Here is an 18,758-nt window from a genome sequence, read left to right as displayed (position 1 = left end):
TTTACTTTGAACTAAGCGTTGTATCTATTTCATGGCTAACAATAGTTATCTCTCCGCGTTTTCTAATAGCTTCTAAAAAAATGTACCCTGCCAAAAATACAAATGCAGCATTGGGGCTACAGTCTATCAATAAAAATTTATATTTTTGGTTGCCCACTTTTTTGTGTTATCTGGATACTTGCCTGAGGCATAACTGCCACAGGCAAGGGCATAGAGGACAGACAAGTTATGTTTATTTTGACTGATCTACTCACTAAATTTAGGACTCATTCTACCTCGCCGAATTCACAGGCTTTGATGTTTTATATTCGATCAAGCTGCTGCGCTGTCCCAGCAACCGGCGCTGGTGAAACTGAATCTGACCTTGCAACTGAGGAAATCTGCCGATCGCGCAAGATGTAGCATAAAGTGCAGCATCCTTGGCTGGCAAATTCTGCTGCTGCATCCGGCGGTAAATTCGGTAAGTAAGTACCGGATAACCGGCCAGCAACCAGAGGCTCCACCCTTGTGTGAACCACGCCGTACTTAATGCTATCACCGGCAAAACGCCTCCCCAGAACCAAATACTGATGGTGTCCTTCACCCAGTGGCGCTCTGGGGTGTTTCCGTGCAACCAGGAACCTTCGGCGTAGGCGTGACCTGCTCTTTGAGAGCGCTTCCACCACTGGTCAAAACGAGTCATTTGGGCGTCGTGCAGGGTCATTTCTGCATCCAAACGCTCGATTTTCCAGCCGTTTTGGCGCAGCCGCACGCACAGTTCCGGTTCTTCGCCGGCGATCAGTGTGGGGTTGAAACCGCCGACTTGCTCGAATGCCGATGTCCGCATCATGGAGTCGCCCCCGCAGGCTTTGGCGTCACCAACTGGTGTGTCCCACTCCATGTCGCACAGTCGGTTGTATGCTGTGGCTTCGGGGAATTTTTCGCGCCGGCGCCCGCAGACTGCGGCTAATTCTGGTCGGGCGGCGAGTTCTTGCTGGGCTGTTTGCAGCCAGCCACCAACTATTTCGCAGTCGCCATCTACGAATTGAACAAATTCGATGTCGGGCTCTAATTGCCGCAGGCGGGCAAATCCTTCATTTCGGGCGCGTGCTGCGGTAAATGGGATAGATAGGTCTAGTTCTACTGTATCGGCTCCTAGAGACCGGGCTAATTCCAAACTGCCGTCAGTTGAGCCGGAATCAACATAAACCACCAGAGCTACTTGGACGATCGCTGACCGCAAACACGCTCCAAGGCGATCGCCTTCATTCCGCCCGATCGCAACTAATCCAATTTGTTTCAAGCGATACCTCTTAAATTCCAATTGCGAGCTGTTATTTTAATATTTTAGTAACACTGTCGCTAACTTCACAATATCTTCACAAAACAAAGCTGCTCAAGTTTATGTATTGGGTGTTCAACTACTGTTAGCCGATGGTGAATTCTACCACACCAATACTTTTGAGTGCTGCCAGGTCAAAAAAGTTAAATTTAACTTTTTTCTTGGCAATATATTCTTGCACTTGTTGGTAGATCGATCGAGCTGATAGTTTGCAGTAGCAGACAAAGATATAGCCTTTCTCAAAAAGGTGAGGTATGCCGGGCATAGGGCATAGGGCATAGGGCATAGGGCATAGGGCATAGGGCATAGGGCATAGGGCATAGGGCATACCTCATGTTTTTGAGAACCGCTATATACGATCGAGCTGGCGCGGGCCCCGCATCAGCTTTGAGTTTCGGCTGGCAGTTGTTTCACCTATTCGACGCGGCGGCTGTAATGGAGGCGCTCGGGCTAGCTACAGGGGCTTCTGCGACCTGTTTGGACTAGGAGGACAGCGGCGACGACACTAGACAAGCCAGAGGCTTTCAACCTATTCTTTTTGGTAAAAATTCGGTTGATGCTGCGGGACAAAGGGCCGCAGCATCTGGAACAGCCTCTAGCCGATCGGAAAATGGCGGAGGATTTTCGCAAAAATCGAGTTAATCGCCTTCGCCTTATTTGGTAGATTTGAGAATCTTGGCGGGGATGCCGACTGCTGTTTGACCCGCCGGCACGTCTGACAACACGACAGCGTTGGCGCCAATGCTGGCGCCGTCTCCCAAACTGATGCCGCCGAGAAGTTTAGCACCTGCGCCGACATTGACTCGCGTTCCCAATTTGGGGGCTTCTAAGGGGCGATCCAAGTAGCGATTTCCTAAAGTTACACCTTGGCGGATGATACAGTCGTCGCCAATCACACAGTAACCGTGAATCACGATCGCCCCTTGATGTTCTACGATTACCCGGCGGCCGAGTTTCACGGTGTAGGGCAAGTCTATCCCGTAAGTATTGCGGATTTTGCGGTAGAGCGATCGATACAGAATGCTCAATGGAGCCCGCAGCAGTTTTGGTTCTACCTGCATTCTCCAGACGCCGAACCTTTGAACGGCTACAGCACGAAATCCCGGTTTTGTCCAGTCGCGTCCGTGAGCGATCCAGTCTTCTTTTATTTGTTGCCAAAGTCCCAATTCTGGGGTTTCTGTTTGAGTTGCAGTTTCTGTGAGTTCCGGCTGCGCTACCATAATTTATTCCGGCGATCGGTTATTTGTTTAGTTTGGAACAGAGTGATTTGACTGTGTGGCACTTATCTGCAAATATTTTAATGCCATCTGGAGGGAATTTATGTCGATGCGGGTGGGAGTGGCGGCAAACTTTCTAGCTTGTTGTTTAAAGTCTAGTTCTGCGATTACATCTTGTGTAATTTGACCGCTAACGGCACACCAATTTCCGCCCACAGCTCCGACAATATTTCGGTAAATATCGACTACGTACCCCGGATGAAACAATTCTATCACCTTAACTTGGTAACGGTTTAAAACCAAATGGGACATAGCTGCCCCCTGCACTCCCACTATAATTTTAGCATTTGTTGCTACCGACCACTGTTCGCTAATCGGGATATCTTCAAAGTAATATTTCCGAAATCCGTATGCTTGCAAAAATTGTTCTACTTCGCTTTCATTGATTAAACTTCTGTCTCCTTTGCGAGAAATAAAGATTCTTTCTGGAGTTTGGTGGTTCCACCCTTCAAAATCCAATTCCCCAAATAAATTAGTGTACCACCCGTCATAAGAGTACATAGAGTTTTTGCTGGCTAATATCAGCTTGCCGTCAATATCTTTGTCCGTGCACAGCACTGACGCTCCGAGGAGGTTGTAGATATTTTTTGCCATGTTGGTAGCATTCGATCGCAATACCACTGTGATTTTGTCGCATTTTTTTTTGCTGCTAAAAGTTGGGGTACTACGCCAGTCATCATGTGGGCTATGTTGCAGTCTGTTTCGTAGCGGGAGTCTAAAATGTACGAGCCGTCAACTAACATCGGGGGGGTTAATTTTCTGTAGATTTTTTGGTAAATATTGCCGCTATTATTTTAAATTGACCGGGTTGAGCCTTGGCGAACTATGATTTCTACGGACGGTCTTTCTAACAAATATTCCGGCAAGTTAATTTCCATGATGTCGGGCTTCCACGCACTCGCCAATCGCGTGGGGTAGGTAAACATTTTCGATGCTGGTATTGGTATGGAGCGGCCAGATAGTACAGTGCTTTTTTCGGTTTCGCTGTTCATTGCAATTACGTGTCGATATTGCTGTATTCTGCGCTCCCCCGTGCATCTTTTTTTTGAAAGCGCATATTTTTATCGAGTGCGATTTGTGTGCACCATGAATGAAAAATTGAGAACGGAAACTTTAAAAACATACATCGTGAAAAAAGCGGTAGCCAATTCTCAAAGCATCAATTTTAAAATTTTCTATCCTCAATTTCCCCGGGTTGGGCAGTTAGCCTCCTTTGAAAAAGACGCTGTTGGACATGAAATCGCTGAGCATCTTCGGCGGATCTGTGTCCGGCTTGCGCTGAACAACCCGGCGCATCCTCCAAAAAACAAAGCCGGAAGCCCAAAATAAATCGGCTAATGCTGTGTACAACCAACCGTAATTTTTGACAAAGTACCGGCGCCGGGAATCGTACCAGTATTGAGGCAGTCGCTTAGTCCGAGGTTGAAAGTTATTGACGCCGGAACTTTGCCCGACGAGGTGTACGACTCGGCTTTCTGGTACGTACCAGCAACTCCAGCCTGCTCTGTTAGCTTGCAGGCAAAAGTCCATTTCTTCGTAATACATGAAATATACTTCATCTAGCAGCCCAACTGCTTCAAATACTTCGCGGCGGACGATCGCGGAAGCTCCGGCTACCCAGTCTGTTTGGCAGGTTTCTTGGGGGACGGGAGGGGCTACTGCCCACCTTGCTAGCAGTTTTGATACGAAGCCGAGCCGCCAGCCGAAATCGAACTCGCTGGCTAGGGTGTGAAACCGAAAGGCTGACTGCTGGGGAGTACCGTCAGGATCTTCCAAGCGGCTGCCGGCAATCCCTGCGTCGGGATGAGCGTCCATGAAATCCACCAGTGCTTTGAGAGCTCCGGGGCGAACTACCGTGTCTGGGTTGAGCAGCAGGACGTAAGGGGGGGGATTGCTCGATTGCAGGGCGGGACGGATCAGGGCGTTGTTCCCGTAGGCAAATCCGCCGTTGCGCTCTAGGGGAACGAAGGATGCCCATTCGCTCCAGCCGGATGATGCTATGGCGGCTGGTATTTCTGCGGTAGAGTTGTCGCCTGATGCGTTGTCGCCAACTACAACCTGCGTACCGGGGACGGATTGCACTTCGCTAACTAGAGAGCGCAAGCAGTCAATTGTCAAACTAGCGGTTCGGTAGTTAACAATGACAACCAGCAGTGGATACGGGTGATTGGGATCGCTGGCATTGGACATAAGTGCAGTTGTTGGTTTAACAACTTTTTAGCTCAAGTTGCAGGGATTTGGCAAGAGCGTTCGATCGCTCAGTAGCGATCGTATCAGCTACTTTGGCGATCGCTCCAACATATTTAACAAAAGCTGCCACCGCTGCTGGTGCATTTCTTGGTGAGTGAGGCTGCGAGCCTTGTTCAGAGCTGCCATGCCCATATTTTGCAGTAAATTCAAGTTTTCTCCCGACTGTTTGAGCAAGTTTGCGAGCGCAGCGGGGTTGTCGCAATTGGCGATCGAGCCTGTGACGCCGTTTTCGATGCAGTCGCGGAGTCCGGCTGTATTGTTTGCCAATACCGGTACGGCTTGGGAATAAGCATCGTATACGACTCTGGGCTGTTCGTCTGAGATGCTGGGAACCACCACAGCATGATATTGTTGCAATCGCCCCAAGAATTCTCTCCCGTAAGGAAGGGTTCCCAAAACTTCGATCTGTGCGGATTTTTGCAGCTCCTTGCTGGCTGCTTGGCAGTTGCTAAGCAGTTCGCCTTCGCCGAGGATGTCGAGCTTGACGGCAATGTTTTGGGCGTCCAAGATTTTCATTGCTTCTAGCAGAACTAATACGCCTTTATGTGGATGCAATCTGCCAGCAAATAATATTTTTAGTTGCTTGGGGGAGGCCGAAAGTTTTTCCTGCCATATTTGGGCAGCCTCGCCGTCGGAAATAATATTTCCTTCGTCGATCCACGAAGCATTAATTATGTGACTTGGTTTGTGCCGTTTGGTTAATAAACTCTGCTGGTATTGTGACTGTGTAAAAATTGTCAAGTCGGCGCTGTTGACGCACCAGCGATTTAATGTTTCGGATATGGCAGCGACAATTTTGGCTTTAATGCTAGCAGCGCTGCCCGGTTGCAGGCGCCAAGGGGCGGACTCGACTACCAGCAGATATGGTTTGCGCTGGATCAGGACTATGGGCGTCACTAGCCACGCCATGGGAATCGGCCAGCCTGCTATGCCGCTGTGTACGATATCTGAAGAGGCGATCGCGCCCCAAAGTTTGGCAATCGTCGCCGGCAGCAGCAATATTGCCTTGCCGTAGCTATTTGGCGAGGGAAGATCAACAAATTTAGCACCGGCAAATGATGGTTCTCGATCCACGTTGATTGTGTTTTTTGGCGGTGCTTCTGGTTCGGCTGGAGATGCTAGCGTGAAATTTTTCAAATATTTGAAGTGTTCGATTAAGTCTTTTGCCCACAATGGATCGAGATACCTGCTGCCCTTGGAGTCGCAGGAGGATTTGATGTTGAGGACGAGCAAGTAGCGCTGCTCGATCGGCATTAAAGGTTGTTCTATGGCCCCAATTTCTCTGATATTTAAGGAGGTGGATGTCATGGAATTTACTCCGGTTAGATGCTATCTCTACTCTATCGCCATTTCGAGAAAATTGTATTTCTAGATACTTTTTTGCGCGAAATTGTTGGTCTATAAAAATTATAACATTTCTCAAAATTATTGCTAGTAAACAATTGTTGGGTTTATTTACTCGATGCTGTCTGGTGCCGAGATTTATGCAAAGGATTAAAGAATAGAGTACCCCTTTAGGAGTATTTTTGTATAAGTTTTGAAAATTATTAGCAAGGTGTTGCGTATCTGGATTGTCTGTGGCGATCGACAGGGAGACGCGGAGAATGTGCGATGGAGAGAGGATGTTTATTCGGCTCTGAAAATATAAAATTTAAATACACAACAGGCTATTAAATCCCAGATTCGGCACCCGCCGTGTTACACAGTATAATTACTAATGCAAATTATTTTAGTAATAAATTATGCCTTTTCCCGAATTTATAGCCGTCCATTTTCGGTACAAAAGTATAATTTATAGCTTAATTTATCTAAAAAAATCAGTAAGAACCGATTGTGGCACTTGTGGGTGCGGAATGTGGGTTAAATCAATCATTAAGTTTATATAAAATCTCGCTGATCTGCATCAAAGTCGATATTGTCTGTAGGTCTGACTTGCGGCTCGGTGCAGTAGCGAATGTCGATAAACTAAGCCCTTGGCGTCATCGGAATAGCCGCCACCAATGACGCAGGCAACGGGATAGCCACCAGCCAAACAAGTAGATAAAACTTGCATTTCCCGGCGAAATAATCCCGTATCAGTTAAAGCTAATTTTCCCAGCTTGTCGGCCTGATGAGGGTCTACTCCGGCATCGTACAATACTAAATCTGGCTTGACATCCGAGAGTAAATCTGGTAAGTGTTTAGCCAAAGTTTGTAAATATTCATCGTCCTCCATACCGATCGGCAAAGGTACATCTAGATCGCTCTTTTGTTTAGTACCAGGAAAATTCACCTCGCAGTGCATCGAGAAAGTAAAAATGCTGCTGTCATCTTGGAAAATTACGGCGGTTCCATCTCCTTGGTGCACGTCTAAATCGACAATTAAAACTTTGCGAACTAAACCAATTTTTTGCAAGACGCGACAGGCGATCGCCAAATCGTTGAAAATACAAAAACCAGACCCATAATTGGGGAAAGCATGATGAGTTCCACCCGCAGTATTGCAAGCTAAACCGTATTCTAAAGCAAGCTTGGCAGTTAGTACCGTCCCTGCAACCGCAGTGCAAGTGCGGTTGACCAAGGCTGGACTCCAAGGCAGCCCGATTCGTCGCTGAGCTTTGGCATCAAGCGTTCCGTTGCAGTAAGCTTGAATGTAATTATCATCGTGGACTAACTGAATCGATTCTGGCCCAAAAAGTTCCGGAGCGTGAAATTGCGATCGATCTGCTACCCCATCCGCGAGCAGCATCTGGTAAAGCATCCGGAACTTTGCCATCGGGAAGCGGTGATCCGGGGGCAAGGGTGCAACGTAATCTTCGTGGTAGATAATTGGTAAGTCCATTAAGATTATTGTAGAACGATTGAATCTTTAATTAACAGCCTGCAATCTCAAATTTAAATTCGCTGGAGAACCTCTATATGCAACTAAAAACAGTATGGCAGTCCGGCAGCAAGGATGCCGAAAATAGTGACAAATTCGATCGTATCAGTCAGTGGTGGCAAAACCTCAACGGCAAACAAATTAGCTGGGTAGAGCGACTGATTCCGCAAATCGGCGGTATGAGCGAAATTCACTGGCAACCGCAGCGATTTGACGAAACATTTGTGATCCTGAATCCCAAAATTCGCGAAGAGACTCTCTATTGGTACAAATCCAATTCTCCCGTTGAACGTAACAACACAGTTCAAAAACTAGAACTAGACAACCTGCAACAGCACTTGTACATCTATCCTCAGTTAGAATCTGAACTGGTAATTCGCATAGCAATTCCCGAAGTTAAATATCAGACACTTGAATTGAACAATCCCGAAATCGCCTTGGGGGAAGATAATATTCTGCTGTTGTGGCAGGCTGAGAGAGAACTTGAAATTAAAATCTCCCTCAGCAATGAAAATCTTGCTAAACTTAAGGAATTGCTGGCTTAGAAAAGACCGAGAACAGAGTTTGTAATGCACGCTCTGGGTGTGTGCCCGTCGAGCTATACTTTTAGTTAGCTATAAATTTCTTAAGACTTACGTGCGGGTGCGTCGAAACAGGGCTTTTTCACAGCAATACACAGGTTGCAGCCCGGGGCAAGAGTAAAAAACGCGGTTTGTTGGCTTTCGGGTGTGCATCAGCGCGAGTATCTCTGCTAAAACTCTTTGAAGGTGGCAGCAGAACTTCAAGAAGCTTGGGTGATCCTCCTGCGACTTTTAACCGTAAAGTCAACCAAAAAAACAGTTTCTCTGGCATCTACCAGGTTGGATTTACGAAAATACACAGGTTGCAGCTATTATTGAACAAAGTTCAACCATTTTCGATTAAATATTTGAGGATGAAAGAATTGGCAATGACTTACTGAGTCAGCGGGTTGGGATTTTGACTACAGTTGCATTTTTTTTGAAATTGGTATTAACAAACCCGGTTGTAAAAATCCCGAAGGCCTGAGTCATGATTTTTGGGGGTATTTATCGTGAATGATGTTAGTAATAACACTTCTTTTGACAAACCAAAAAGGAAGATACGCGGTTAACTTAAATGGTACATTTAAAATCCAAAAAGTCAATCAAACATTCTTGCCTCCGTCAATCAATGATTAAAATTCTAAAAACAATCTTCTTTTGTTGAGTAAGAATTTCAAAATAAACATTTTTCATACTAAATAATTTTAACTTCATGTGAAACTAGCTCTGCTGCTAACATTGACAAAGAAAAATGGCAAAACAAAAAATGGCTATCAACAAAGAAAGTATTCAGATTTTGATTATTGATGACCAGCCTAACAACCTGCGGTTTATATCAAATATATTGACAAAAGAGGGGTATAAAGTTCAGCGGGCAATTTCGGGTGAAATGGCGTTAAATGCTAGATTTGCTGTGCTGCCAGACTTGATTTTGTTAGATATTGCTATGCCCAAAATGAATGGATACGAAGTCTGCGAAAGACTGAAAGCTAACGAAATTACTTGCGAAATCCCGGTTATTTTTTTAAGTATTTTTAGTGATACGTTTTACAAAGTTAAAGCTTTTGAAGTCGGCGGTGTTGATTACATTGCTAAGCCTTTTCAAGTGGAAGAATTTTTAGTGCGAATTGAAAGTCAATTGACGATACAACAGCTATCTAAACAATTAAAACAGCAGAATGCCCAACTGCAACGAGAGGTAGAATTTAGGAAGCAGACAGAACAAGCACTTCGGGAAAGCAAAGCGCGGTTGCAGAAATTGGCGGTGAATATTCCGGGAGTTCTTTATCAATTTGTCAAGAACTCTGAGGAAAATTTTAAATTTGAGTATATCAGTTATGCTTGTAGGGAAATTTACGAATTAGATAGTGAAAAAATTTTAAAAGATCCGGGAATTTGTTTCGACCAAAATTATTATGATGACAGAGAATGTCTGGAAAATAAAATTGCCGTTAGCGCTCGAACTTTAGAACCGTTTGCCTTTGAATGGCGAATTATTACGCCGTCTGGAAAAATGAAATGGTTGCAATCAAATTCTCGACCCGAAATGCGCGATAATGGCGATATAGTTTGGTATGGGGTACTTTTTGATATCAGCGATCGCAAGCAAGCAGAAATAGAAACGGCGGTGGCAAAAACTGCTTTAGAACGGCAAGCTCAGCGAGAATTGCTGATTGCCAAAATAACTCAACAAATTCGATCGAGCTTGCAGCCAGAACAAATATTTGAAATAGCCGCAACTCAAATCGGTCAGGCATTCTGCGCCAATCGCTGTTTGATTCATACTTACGTGACTAGCCCCCAAGTCGATATTCCTCTGGCGGCGGAGTATCTAGAACCCGAGTGCGAATCGATTCGCCACGTACCGATTCCGATTTGGGGGAATCCTCATGTGGTACAAATGATGATCCAAGATCGGGCGATCGCCTCGAACAATGTTTACTCGGAGCCTCTTTTACAAGCTGTTCAACCGATTTGCCACCGGGTTGGGTTAAAATCGATGCTGGCAATTCGTACTTCGTACCAAGGTAAGGCAAATGGCGCTATCTGCTTGCACCAGTGCGATCGCTACCGCGAATGGACGAAAGATGAAATCGACTTGTTGGAAGCTGTGGGGGCTCAAGTAGGAATCGCCATCGCTCAAGCTAAACTGATCGATCGAGAAAAAAAGCGACTTCAGCAGCTCGATCGCCAGAATAAACAGTTACAAGCAGAAATTCGCACCCGCATCCGCGCCGAGGAAGCTTTGCAAGAATCTGAAGCTGAATTGCGGGCGATTTTTGCCGCCATGACTGACATAGTTTTAGTGAGAAATGCAGACGGGCGCTGCATCAAAATCGCCCCGACAGCAGCGACGAATTTGGTGAAACCTCAAAGGGAAATGATTAACACAACCGCCCACGAAGTTTTGCCGGAACCTGTGGCAGATTTGCTATTAAATGCCATCCAACAAGTTCTCAAAACCAAGCAAAGCATCAATGTTGAATATAGCTATAGACTCGCAGAGCGCGAAGTTTGGCTAGATGCTAAAGTTTCTGTGCTTTCCGCTGAATCAGTGATTATCGTAGCGCGAGATATTAGCGATCGAAAACTGGCAGAATCTGCACTGCGAGAAAGCCAGCACTTCATTCAGGCGATCGCCGATTCTAATCCCAATCTCTTGTACGTTTACGATTTAATTGAACAGCGGAATGTCTACAGCAACCGCCAAATTGCGGTGATGCTCGGCTACACCGCCCAAGAAATACAAGATATGGGTACAGCAATGATGTCAACTCTGCTCAACCCCGACGATTGGCCACAATTTCAAGAAAGCGTCCAAAAAGTGGAGCGAGCCAAAGACGGCGATGTCATTCAATGTAAATACCGGATGAAACACAAAAACGGTGAATGGCGGTGGATGCAGAGTTGGGATACCGTATTTCTCAGAACACCTGACGGTAAACCCAAACAACTTCTGGGTACGGCTAACGATATCACAGACAGCAAATTAGCCCAAGAAAAATTGCTAGCATCGCAGCAAAGAATCTCATTTTTATTGCAGCAAACGCCGATCGCAGTGATCGAGTTAAACCTCAATTTAGAGATTATCACGTGGAATCCGGCGGCGGAAGCTATTTTCGGTTACAGCGAGCCTGAAGCGATCGGTGGAATCGCGCCCGATTTGATCGTACCTAAAAGCTACCGCTCCTCTGCATCGAAGATTTTCAATCAGGGCTTGAGGGACAAATCCAGCGGGATTTCCCAAAATTTGACCAAAGACGGCAGAATTATTATCTGCGAATGGTACAATACTCAGCTAATTGACGAAAACGGCAAAGCAATCGGTACGGCTTCCATGGCTGTAGATATTACCGAACGCAAGCAAGCAGAAACCGAGCTGCAAGAAAGTGCTTTGCGGCAAAGAGCGATCGCTCGCATCATTGAAAGAATGCGGCAAACTTTAGATATCCGAGACATTTTTCATGCTACAACCCTAGAATTGCGCCAAACCATGAAATGCGATCGAGTCGCCCTTTACCGTTTCAATCCTGACTGGAGCGGCGAATTTGTAGCAGAATCAGTTAACAGCAACTGGGTCTCTTTCATGCAAGAACAGCAAATAGAGTCTAACTTTACAGAAGACGCTTTAGAAGCAGAAAATTGCCTTGGAAAAAAATTTGATAACACCTCACAAGAAGTACGCGATACCTATTTGGAAGAAACCCAAGGCGGAGCTTACAGCCGAGGAAAAAATTACCTTTGCGTCCCAGACATTTACAAGCAAGGCTTTGATACTTGTTACATCCAACTATTAGAAAGATTTCAAGCCAAAGCATACATTACTGTGCCAATTTTTTGCGGTGAAACACTCTGGGGACTGCTAGCATCCTATCAAAATTCTGCCCCCCGCCAGTGGAGCGAAGCCGAAATCAACGTTGCAGTTCATGTCGGCACTCAGCTAGGAGTAGCATTGCAGCAAGCCGAATTGCTCACCCGCACTCAAAGGCAGTCAATGGAATTGCTTAAATCCAAAGAAAATGCCGAAGTTGCCAACCGTGCCAAAAGCCAATTTCTCGCTTCCATGAGCCACGAACTCCGCACGCCTCTCAACGCCATTCTCGGTTTTTCTCAAGTCATGGCTCGCAACAGTTCGATCACGGAAGAACAAAAAGAATACATAGAAATTATCAACCGCAGTGGCGAACACTTGCTGGAACTGATCAATGATGTTTTGTCAATGTCCAAAATAGAAGCCGGTCAAATTAGCATCCATGAAAGCCGCTTCAACCTCTACAACCTTCTCCACAGCCTCATAGAAATGCTGCAACTAAAAGCCAACTCAAAAGGCTTGTACTTAATCTTTGAAAACATCGGTGAGTTGCCGCAGTACATTGAAACAGACGAAGCTAAATTGAGGCAAGTTTTAATTAACCTGCTCGGCAACGCCATTAAATTTACCAAGCACGGAACTGTTACTTTGCGCGTCAGCAGCCAAGCAGAAAATAAGGCTGAATCACCAAATAAATCTCAATTACATTTTGAAATTGCCGACACGGGGCCAGGGATTTCTCCGTCGGAAATTCCCACATTATTCAAACCATTCGTACAAACAGAAACTGGCCGGAGATCCATGCAGGGAACTGGTCTCGGATTGCCTATTAGCCAACAGTTTGTCTGCATTATGGGAGGTGATATTGCTGTTGAAAGTGAACTCGGTAAAGGCACAACTTTCACCTTTAATATCCAGGTTAACTTAGTAACAGAAAGTGACGAACAAGAAAAATCGGCGCCCAAACAAGTTATTGCTTTAGAAGCCGGACAGCAAACTTATCGGATATTAATAGTTGAAGATGTAGCGGAAAATCGTCAACTGCTGCTTCAGATCCTCTCACCGCTGGGATTTGAAGTCCGCGAGGCAACTAACGGTGAAGAAGGAATTGCTTTGCAGTCAACTTGGAAGCCGCACCTGATCTTAATGGATATGCTGATGCCAGTGATGGACGGGTACGAAGCTACCAGACAGATCAAGCAAACTCCTGAAGGTAAAGAAACAATCATTCTCGCCCTGACTGCTAGTGCTTTTGAGGAGCAGCGACACATAATTTTGTCGGCAGGTTGTGATGATTTGATCTGTAAACCGTTTCGGGAAGAGGTACTATTTGAAAAGATAGCGCATCACCTGAACCTGCGCTATATTTATGAGGAAGAAAACTCATCTACTTCAGGTTCGGCACAGACAGTGCTTAAAAATTTGACCACCGAGGATTTGAGTGTAATGCCCACAGACTGGGTGGTGGATTTGTACCGAGCGGCACTTTGCGTTGACGACAACCGCATCCTCGGACTCATCGAGCAAATTCCCGAAACAGAGGCAAATCTCGCTAAGGTCTTAACAGATTTGGTGAATAATTTTCGGATAGATATCATTATTGATTTAACTCAATTATATTATGATGAACGACCATCAATTACCAGGGACTCCTAGAGACATTTTGATCGTTGACGATATGCCGGACAATTTGCGACTTTTATCGACTATGCTAGCATCCCACGGGTATCAGGTCAGGAAGGCTATTAACGGAAAATTGGCTTTGCAAGCGGCGCAAATATCTCCTCCGGATCTAATTTTACTAGATATTAATATGCCTATAATGAACGGCTATGAAGTTTGTGAGAATTTAAAAAAAGTTGAAAATACTAAAGATATTCCGGTAATTTTTATTAGTGCGCTAGATGACGTGATGGAAAAAGTTAAAGCTTTTCAAGTAGGAGGAGTAGATTATATTACTAAGCCGTTTCAAGTAGAAGAAGTTTTGGCGCGCGTTCAAAACCAACTTTCGCTGCGTTCGCTGCAATCGAAACTGCAACAGCAGGCGAGGGAATTGCACGATCGCAATTCCAGATTGCAGGAAGAAGTCGCCGAACGACAGCAAGCCCAAGAATCAATCCGGTTTTTGCTGGAAACCACGCGGGCGATCGGCGAAGCTGTAGACTTTCACTCAGCTTTAGAAGTAGTTCTGCACCAAGTTGGCGAAACAATCGGATGGGATGTAGGAGAAGCTTGGATTCCCGATGCAGAAGGAACTTTTCTGCAATCTGCCCGGGGCTGGTATGCGAGTAACCCCAGCATGGAATCGTTTCGCAGCCAAAGTGAAAAGCTGACATTTGCCATGAATATAGGGCTGCCGGGACGAGTTTGGGCATCCAAAGAACCGGAATGGGTAGAAGATATTTCCCGGGGCTACCCGGAATTTCTCAGAAGTGAAATAGCACTAGAACTCGGATTTAAAGCAGGTTTTGGCGTGCCGATTTTGGTAGGCGATGAAGTATTAGCAGTGCTAGTTTTTTTTAAAACTTCTGCCTGTCCGAAAGACGCGCGATTTATAGACATATTTAATGCAGTCGGCACTCAATTAGGTTCTTTAATTCAGCGGAAACAAGCAGAAGAAGCACTGCGAATTGCTGAAGAAAAATACCACAGCATTGTGGAAAATGCGATGGAAGGTATTTTTCAAAGCACTCCTTCAGGACGCTATATCAGCGCCAATCCAGCCTTGGCAAGATTGTACGGTTACGACTCACCTGCACAACTGATGTCCTGCGTCACAAATATTTCCCAGCAACTCTATCTTGACCAGCAACGACGGCAAGAATTTGAGGTAACTATGAATGCAAAAAATGCCGTTTTGGGCTTTGAATCTATGGTGTGCTGCAAAGATGGTAGTTGGATTTGGGTGTCAGAAAATGTTCGGGCTGTTCGGGATGCAAAAGGTGAAATGATCTATTATGAGGGTACAGTTTCTGATATTACAGAACGCAAATCAGCGCAAGAAGCGCTAAAATTTGAGCAGGAACAAAGCGAGAAGTTGCTGTTAAATATTTTACCGAAACCAATAGCAGAACGTTTGAAGGCTCAGCAAACTACAATTGCTGACAGTTTTGCCGAAGTAACTGTTTTATTTGCTGATATTGTGGGCTTTACTGAGCTGTCGGCGAGAATGTCTCCGACGGAACTGGTAAAGCGATTAAACGTGATTTTTTCGCATTTCGACCAGCTAGCTGAAAAGTACGGTGTGGAGAAAATTAAGACTATTGGCGATGCTTATATGGTAGTCGGGGGATTGCCGACGCCGAGAGACGATCACGCCGAGGCGATCGCCCAAATGGCCTTGGGAATGCAGGCAAAAATAGCCAAATTGTCCGCCGAGACAGGCGAAAAACTGGCAATTCGCGTCGGCATCAATTCCGGGCCGGTAGTGGCGGGAGTGATTGGTGTGAGCAAGTTTACTTACGATTTGTGGGGAGATACGGTGAATGTGGCGGCGAGGATGGAAGTTACGGGATTTGCAGGCAGCATTCAAGTTACTGATGTTACCTATGAGCTTTTGAAAGATAAGTATTTGTTTGAGAAGCGAGGCTTGATTCCGGTAAAAGGTAAGGGGGATATGATTACTTATTTATTGGTAGAGAAAATTAGTCAGTAGTCATTGGTAATTGGTCATTGGTCATTGGTCATTGGTAATTGGTAATTGGTAATTGGTAAGCTGTTGCGGCATTTAAACTGTATGTCAAGAAATAATCAAAGTCTTGTGGGATGGCTTTGAGCAGCGTCCCGAATATGCAATTTAAATGCGTGACAGCTTAATTGGTAATGGGTAATGGGTAATGGGTAATGGGGAATGGGGAATAATGTTCTTGTGGGATGGGGTTTGAGCAGCGTCCGTTTTTGTGAAAGGGGCTTCTAGCCCGCGCCGGAGCGGGATTGTGCTGCTATGATCAAAGAAGTTAACGAAACTTTACATTTAGAGCCGTGACTGCACAAGAGCTAGTATCTGCAACGAGTTTAGAAAAATTAATTTGGACTTGGAAAGGTCACAAAATCCAGTATACCGTCCAAGGCACCGGCCGCCCTCTGATCTTGATTCACGGATTTGGGGCTTCGATCGGACATTGGCGACAAAATATCCCTGCACTCGCCGCCGCCGGCTACCGCGTATTTGCGCTGGACTTGCTGGGATTCGGGGCTTCCGCGAAACCGGCCCTGGATTACACTCTGGAATTGTGGGAAGAATTGCTGAGAGATTTCTGGACGGAGTTGGTACAGGAACCGGCGGTATTTGTGGGAAATTCGATCGGCGCTTTGCTGAGTTTGATGGTAGTCGCCAACCATCCAGAAATATCGGCCGGCGCAGTGTTAATCAACTGTGCTGGCGGACTCAACCACCGCCCTGACGAATTGAACTTCCCGCTGCGAGTAGTGATGGGGACTTTTACGAAATTAGTTCGATCGCCCATCATCGGCCCCTTTGTGTTCAACAACATCCGCCAAAAACACCGCATCCGCAACACCCTGCGCCAAGTCTACGGGAACCGGGAAGCCATCACCGACGAACTCGTAGAACTGCTGCACGCCCCATCCTGCGAGCCGGGAGCTCAACAAGTGTTTGCTTCCATTCTCACGGCTCCAGCAGGCCCTCAACCGTCGGAATTGCTGCCAAAGGTCGATCGTCCGTTACTGGTACTTTGGGGCGCCGATGACCCTTGGACGCCGATCGCCGGTAGCCAGATTTATCAAGAATTAGCCACCAGCGGTAAACCCGTGAAATTTGTGTCAATTCCCAACACGGGCCACTGTCCCCACGACGAGCGGCCGTCGGAGGTCAATCATCTAATTTTGGACTGGGTGCAGGAATTGAACTAAAATTTTTCTGCTGAATCGCAAAAAAGGGCGATCGAGCAAAACCATTGCCTTCCAAAGGTTCTGCCTCGCTCCAACGCACCTGTAGCCAAATGAATGCCGACTCAAAAAAAACTTTTGTAAAAAGTATTGACACATTGGGCCGAGTCAGCTATATTTGTGGACGTGTGAGGAGCGAACCAGAGAAAGCACCGAGACGAAACACGGCCAGTCGTCGGTGCTTTTTCTGTGGAAAGGCATTTTTTAAATCGGAATAATACTGTGGCATTAAATCACAGGCAAGATGCCTGTTCCACAATTCCGTACATTTATTTTTATTGAAACAATGAGTGGGGTGGGCTTCTAGCCCGCCCCAAAGATACAAACCAAATGCGGTAAAGCTTAACAGGCTTTCCGGCTTGTTCCACAAACAATATCAGCTCGCGCCCAAAACAAATTGTTCGATCGCCGCCGCCACCCCATCTTCCTCCACATCCGGCGCCACCCAATTAGCACCAGCCTTCACCGCCTCAGGAGCATTCCCCATCGCCACGCCGACACCCGCGTAGGAAATCATTTCAACATCGTTAAAATTGTCGCCGATCGCCATCACATTTGCCGCCTGCAAGCCCAAAAGTTCCTCTGCTAAATACTGCACCGCATCTCCCTTATTCGCCAAAGGATGCGTCGCTTCAAAAAAAGTCGCAACTGATCGAGTTAAATAAAGCTCCGCAGGCGTGTAGCGCTGCCGCATATCGATCAGCAAGCCGTCGAGTACCTCCGGATTCTGGCACAAAGCCAAGACTTTCGTCGGTTCTCCCGGAATATCTCGCCGCAAATCTTTAATTACAATGGGTTCAATGCCCGATCGTTCGGCGTAAAGCCGGGTAGCTGGGGTAATTTCCGGTACGTAAAGCTTGTCTTCAATGTAGAAATGGATCGAAAGGAGCGATCGCAAATCAGGTGCTTCAAAATGCTCTAACAGTTGCAAAGCCGTTTGTTTCGACAGCGGCAAGTGACGCAGGCGCTGTTGAGTAGCATGATCTTGAATCCAGGCGCCCTGGTAGCAAATCAGCGGCAAAGTCGAGCCGATCTCAGAGTGAAAACGCAAAGCAGACTGGTACATCCTGCCCGTAGCTACAGCCACTTTCACTCCCCGCGACTGGGCTGCCAAAATTGCCTGCTTGACAGGTTTTCGGATGTTATTTGACAAACCTGCGATCGTGCCGTCGATATCCACTACCAGTAGTTTAATGTCTGCGGTGCCTAAAGAGCGTTCTGTCGCAGTGGCTGGATTTGAGGCACTTATATTCTGCATGATTGTTTTTTGATTTTAGCTGTTGATTTGCACGCACCAGTTTATTTTGGCACTGCCGGGATAGCAAAGTGTGACTTCTGATTTTTTGAATACTAGAATATAGATCGGTGACTCAACCCAAAAAACTATCGAACATCAGCCTGTAAAGGCGACTTTATCTAAAATCTAGAATAGCAGCCATTGTACTGCCGTAAAAACCGCCATATACCGATATATAGCCAAGTCTCAGATTTTTGGAGGTACAAGTTTAAATTTTCCATTTTTCCAGGTTTCGAATTGAGATTTGCAACTTGAGGAATTACTAATTAATTGGTCAATGCCTCATATTTTGGTCAAAAATTATCTTTTGCCCGCAACAATTACGAAAAAAAACAACCCCAACAATATTTAAGCCATGTTGCACTAAGGAATGAGAATTAAATAACTTCCACAAGTTTGTGGGATGGGCGTCCCGCCCGTCCTATTTGGACGGGCGGGACGCCCATCCCACGATAACAATTAAAATTGTAA

At 46.0% G+C, this 18,758-nt stretch carries 14 protein-coding genes; 5 read left to right on the top strand and 9 right to left on the bottom strand.

The window, feature by feature from the left end:
• Window positions 1–271: 271 nt before the first annotated feature.
• Together QZW47_RS22970 and QZW47_RS22965 are read right to left on the bottom strand one after the other, a co-directional pair.
• Window positions 272–1,282 (bottom strand): glycosyltransferase family 2 protein, encoded by a 1,011-nt coding sequence (locus tag QZW47_RS22970; RefSeq protein ID WP_293132014.1) that lies wholly within the window; start codon window positions 1,280–1,282, stop codon window positions 272–274.
• Window positions 1,283–1,406: 124 nt separating this feature from the next.
• Window positions 1,407–1,649: a hypothetical protein gene (locus QZW47_RS22965; RefSeq protein ID WP_293132011.1), complete on the bottom strand. Its 243-nt coding sequence runs from the start codon at window positions 1,647–1,649 to the stop codon at window positions 1,407–1,409.
• 5 nt (window positions 1,650–1,654) lie between these two features.
• Here QZW47_RS22965 and QZW47_RS22960 point away from each other — a divergent pair, with 5 nt between their 5' ends.
• Window positions 1,655–1,807, top strand: coding sequence for a hypothetical protein (locus QZW47_RS22960; RefSeq protein ID WP_293132008.1), 153 nt, complete (start codon window positions 1,655–1,657; stop codon window positions 1,805–1,807).
• 167 nt (window positions 1,808–1,974) lie between these two features.
• Here the strand turns inward: QZW47_RS22960 and QZW47_RS22955 are convergent, their stop codons facing one another.
• From QZW47_RS22955 to QZW47_RS22930, 6 genes are all read right to left on the bottom strand, one after another.
• Entirely contained in the window at window positions 1,975–2,541 is a 567-nt protein-coding gene (locus QZW47_RS22955) for a serine O-acetyltransferase (protein ID WP_293132005.1), read from the bottom strand.
• Window positions 2,542–2,568: 27 nt separating this feature from the next.
• Complete coding sequence (locus tag QZW47_RS22950) at window positions 2,569–3,219, bottom strand: glycosyltransferase family 61 protein (protein WP_293132002.1); 651 nt, start codon at window positions 3,217–3,219, stop codon at window positions 2,569–2,571.
• Between the two features lie 173 nt (window positions 3,220–3,392).
• Window positions 3,393–3,590: a hypothetical protein gene (locus tag QZW47_RS22945; protein ID WP_293131999.1), complete on the bottom strand. Its 198-nt coding sequence runs from the start codon at window positions 3,588–3,590 to the stop codon at window positions 3,393–3,395.
• Between the two features lie 211 nt (window positions 3,591–3,801).
• Window positions 3,802–4,788: a glycosyltransferase family 2 protein gene (locus QZW47_RS22940; RefSeq protein ID WP_293131996.1), complete on the bottom strand. Its 987-nt coding sequence runs from the start codon at window positions 4,786–4,788 to the stop codon at window positions 3,802–3,804.
• Window positions 4,789–4,875: 87 nt separating this feature from the next.
• Window positions 4,876–6,156, bottom strand: coding sequence for a glycosyltransferase (locus QZW47_RS22935; RefSeq protein WP_293131993.1), 1,281 nt, complete (start codon window positions 6,154–6,156; stop codon window positions 4,876–4,878).
• A 595-nt stretch (window positions 6,157–6,751) separates the two neighbouring features.
• A complete protein-coding gene (locus QZW47_RS22930; RefSeq protein ID WP_293131990.1) occupies window positions 6,752–7,669 on the bottom strand; it encodes a histone deacetylase in 918 nt (305 codons plus the stop codon).
• Window positions 7,670–7,746: 77 nt separating this feature from the next.
• Between QZW47_RS22930 and QZW47_RS22925 the strand changes: the two genes are divergently transcribed.
• From QZW47_RS22925 to QZW47_RS22910, 4 genes are all read left to right on the top strand, one after another.
• Window positions 7,747–8,253 (top strand): hypothetical protein, encoded by a 507-nt coding sequence (locus tag QZW47_RS22925; protein ID WP_293131987.1) that lies wholly within the window; start codon window positions 7,747–7,749, stop codon window positions 8,251–8,253.
• A 784-nt stretch (window positions 8,254–9,037) separates the two neighbouring features.
• A complete protein-coding gene (locus tag QZW47_RS22920; RefSeq protein WP_293131984.1) occupies window positions 9,038–13,738 on the top strand; it encodes a response regulator in 4,701 nt (1,566 codons plus the stop codon).
• Window positions 13,704–15,737: an adenylate/guanylate cyclase domain-containing protein gene (locus QZW47_RS22915; protein WP_293131981.1), complete on the top strand. Its 2,034-nt coding sequence runs from the start codon at window positions 13,704–13,706 to the stop codon at window positions 15,735–15,737. Before QZW47_RS22920 ends, QZW47_RS22915 begins: the two co-directional genes overlap by 35 nt.
• Window positions 15,738–16,063: 326 nt before the next feature.
• Complete coding sequence (locus QZW47_RS22910) at window positions 16,064–16,954, top strand: alpha/beta fold hydrolase (protein ID WP_293131978.1); 891 nt, start codon at window positions 16,064–16,066, stop codon at window positions 16,952–16,954.
• 412 nt (window positions 16,955–17,366) lie between these two features.
• Here the strand turns inward: QZW47_RS22910 and QZW47_RS22905 are convergent, their stop codons facing one another.
• A complete protein-coding gene (locus tag QZW47_RS22905; RefSeq protein ID WP_293131975.1) occupies window positions 17,367–18,248 on the bottom strand; it encodes a Cof-type HAD-IIB family hydrolase in 882 nt (293 codons plus the stop codon).
• Window positions 18,249–18,758: the final 510 nt, after the last annotated feature.

Source organism: Microcoleus sp. bin38.metabat.b11b12b14.051, assembly GCF_013299165.1.
Classification (GTDB): domain Bacteria; phylum Cyanobacteriota; class Cyanobacteriia; order Cyanobacteriales; family Microcoleaceae; genus Microcoleus.
The sequence above is the reverse complement of the archived record's forward strand: the minus strand, read 5'-3'. Positions and strand labels throughout refer to the sequence as shown.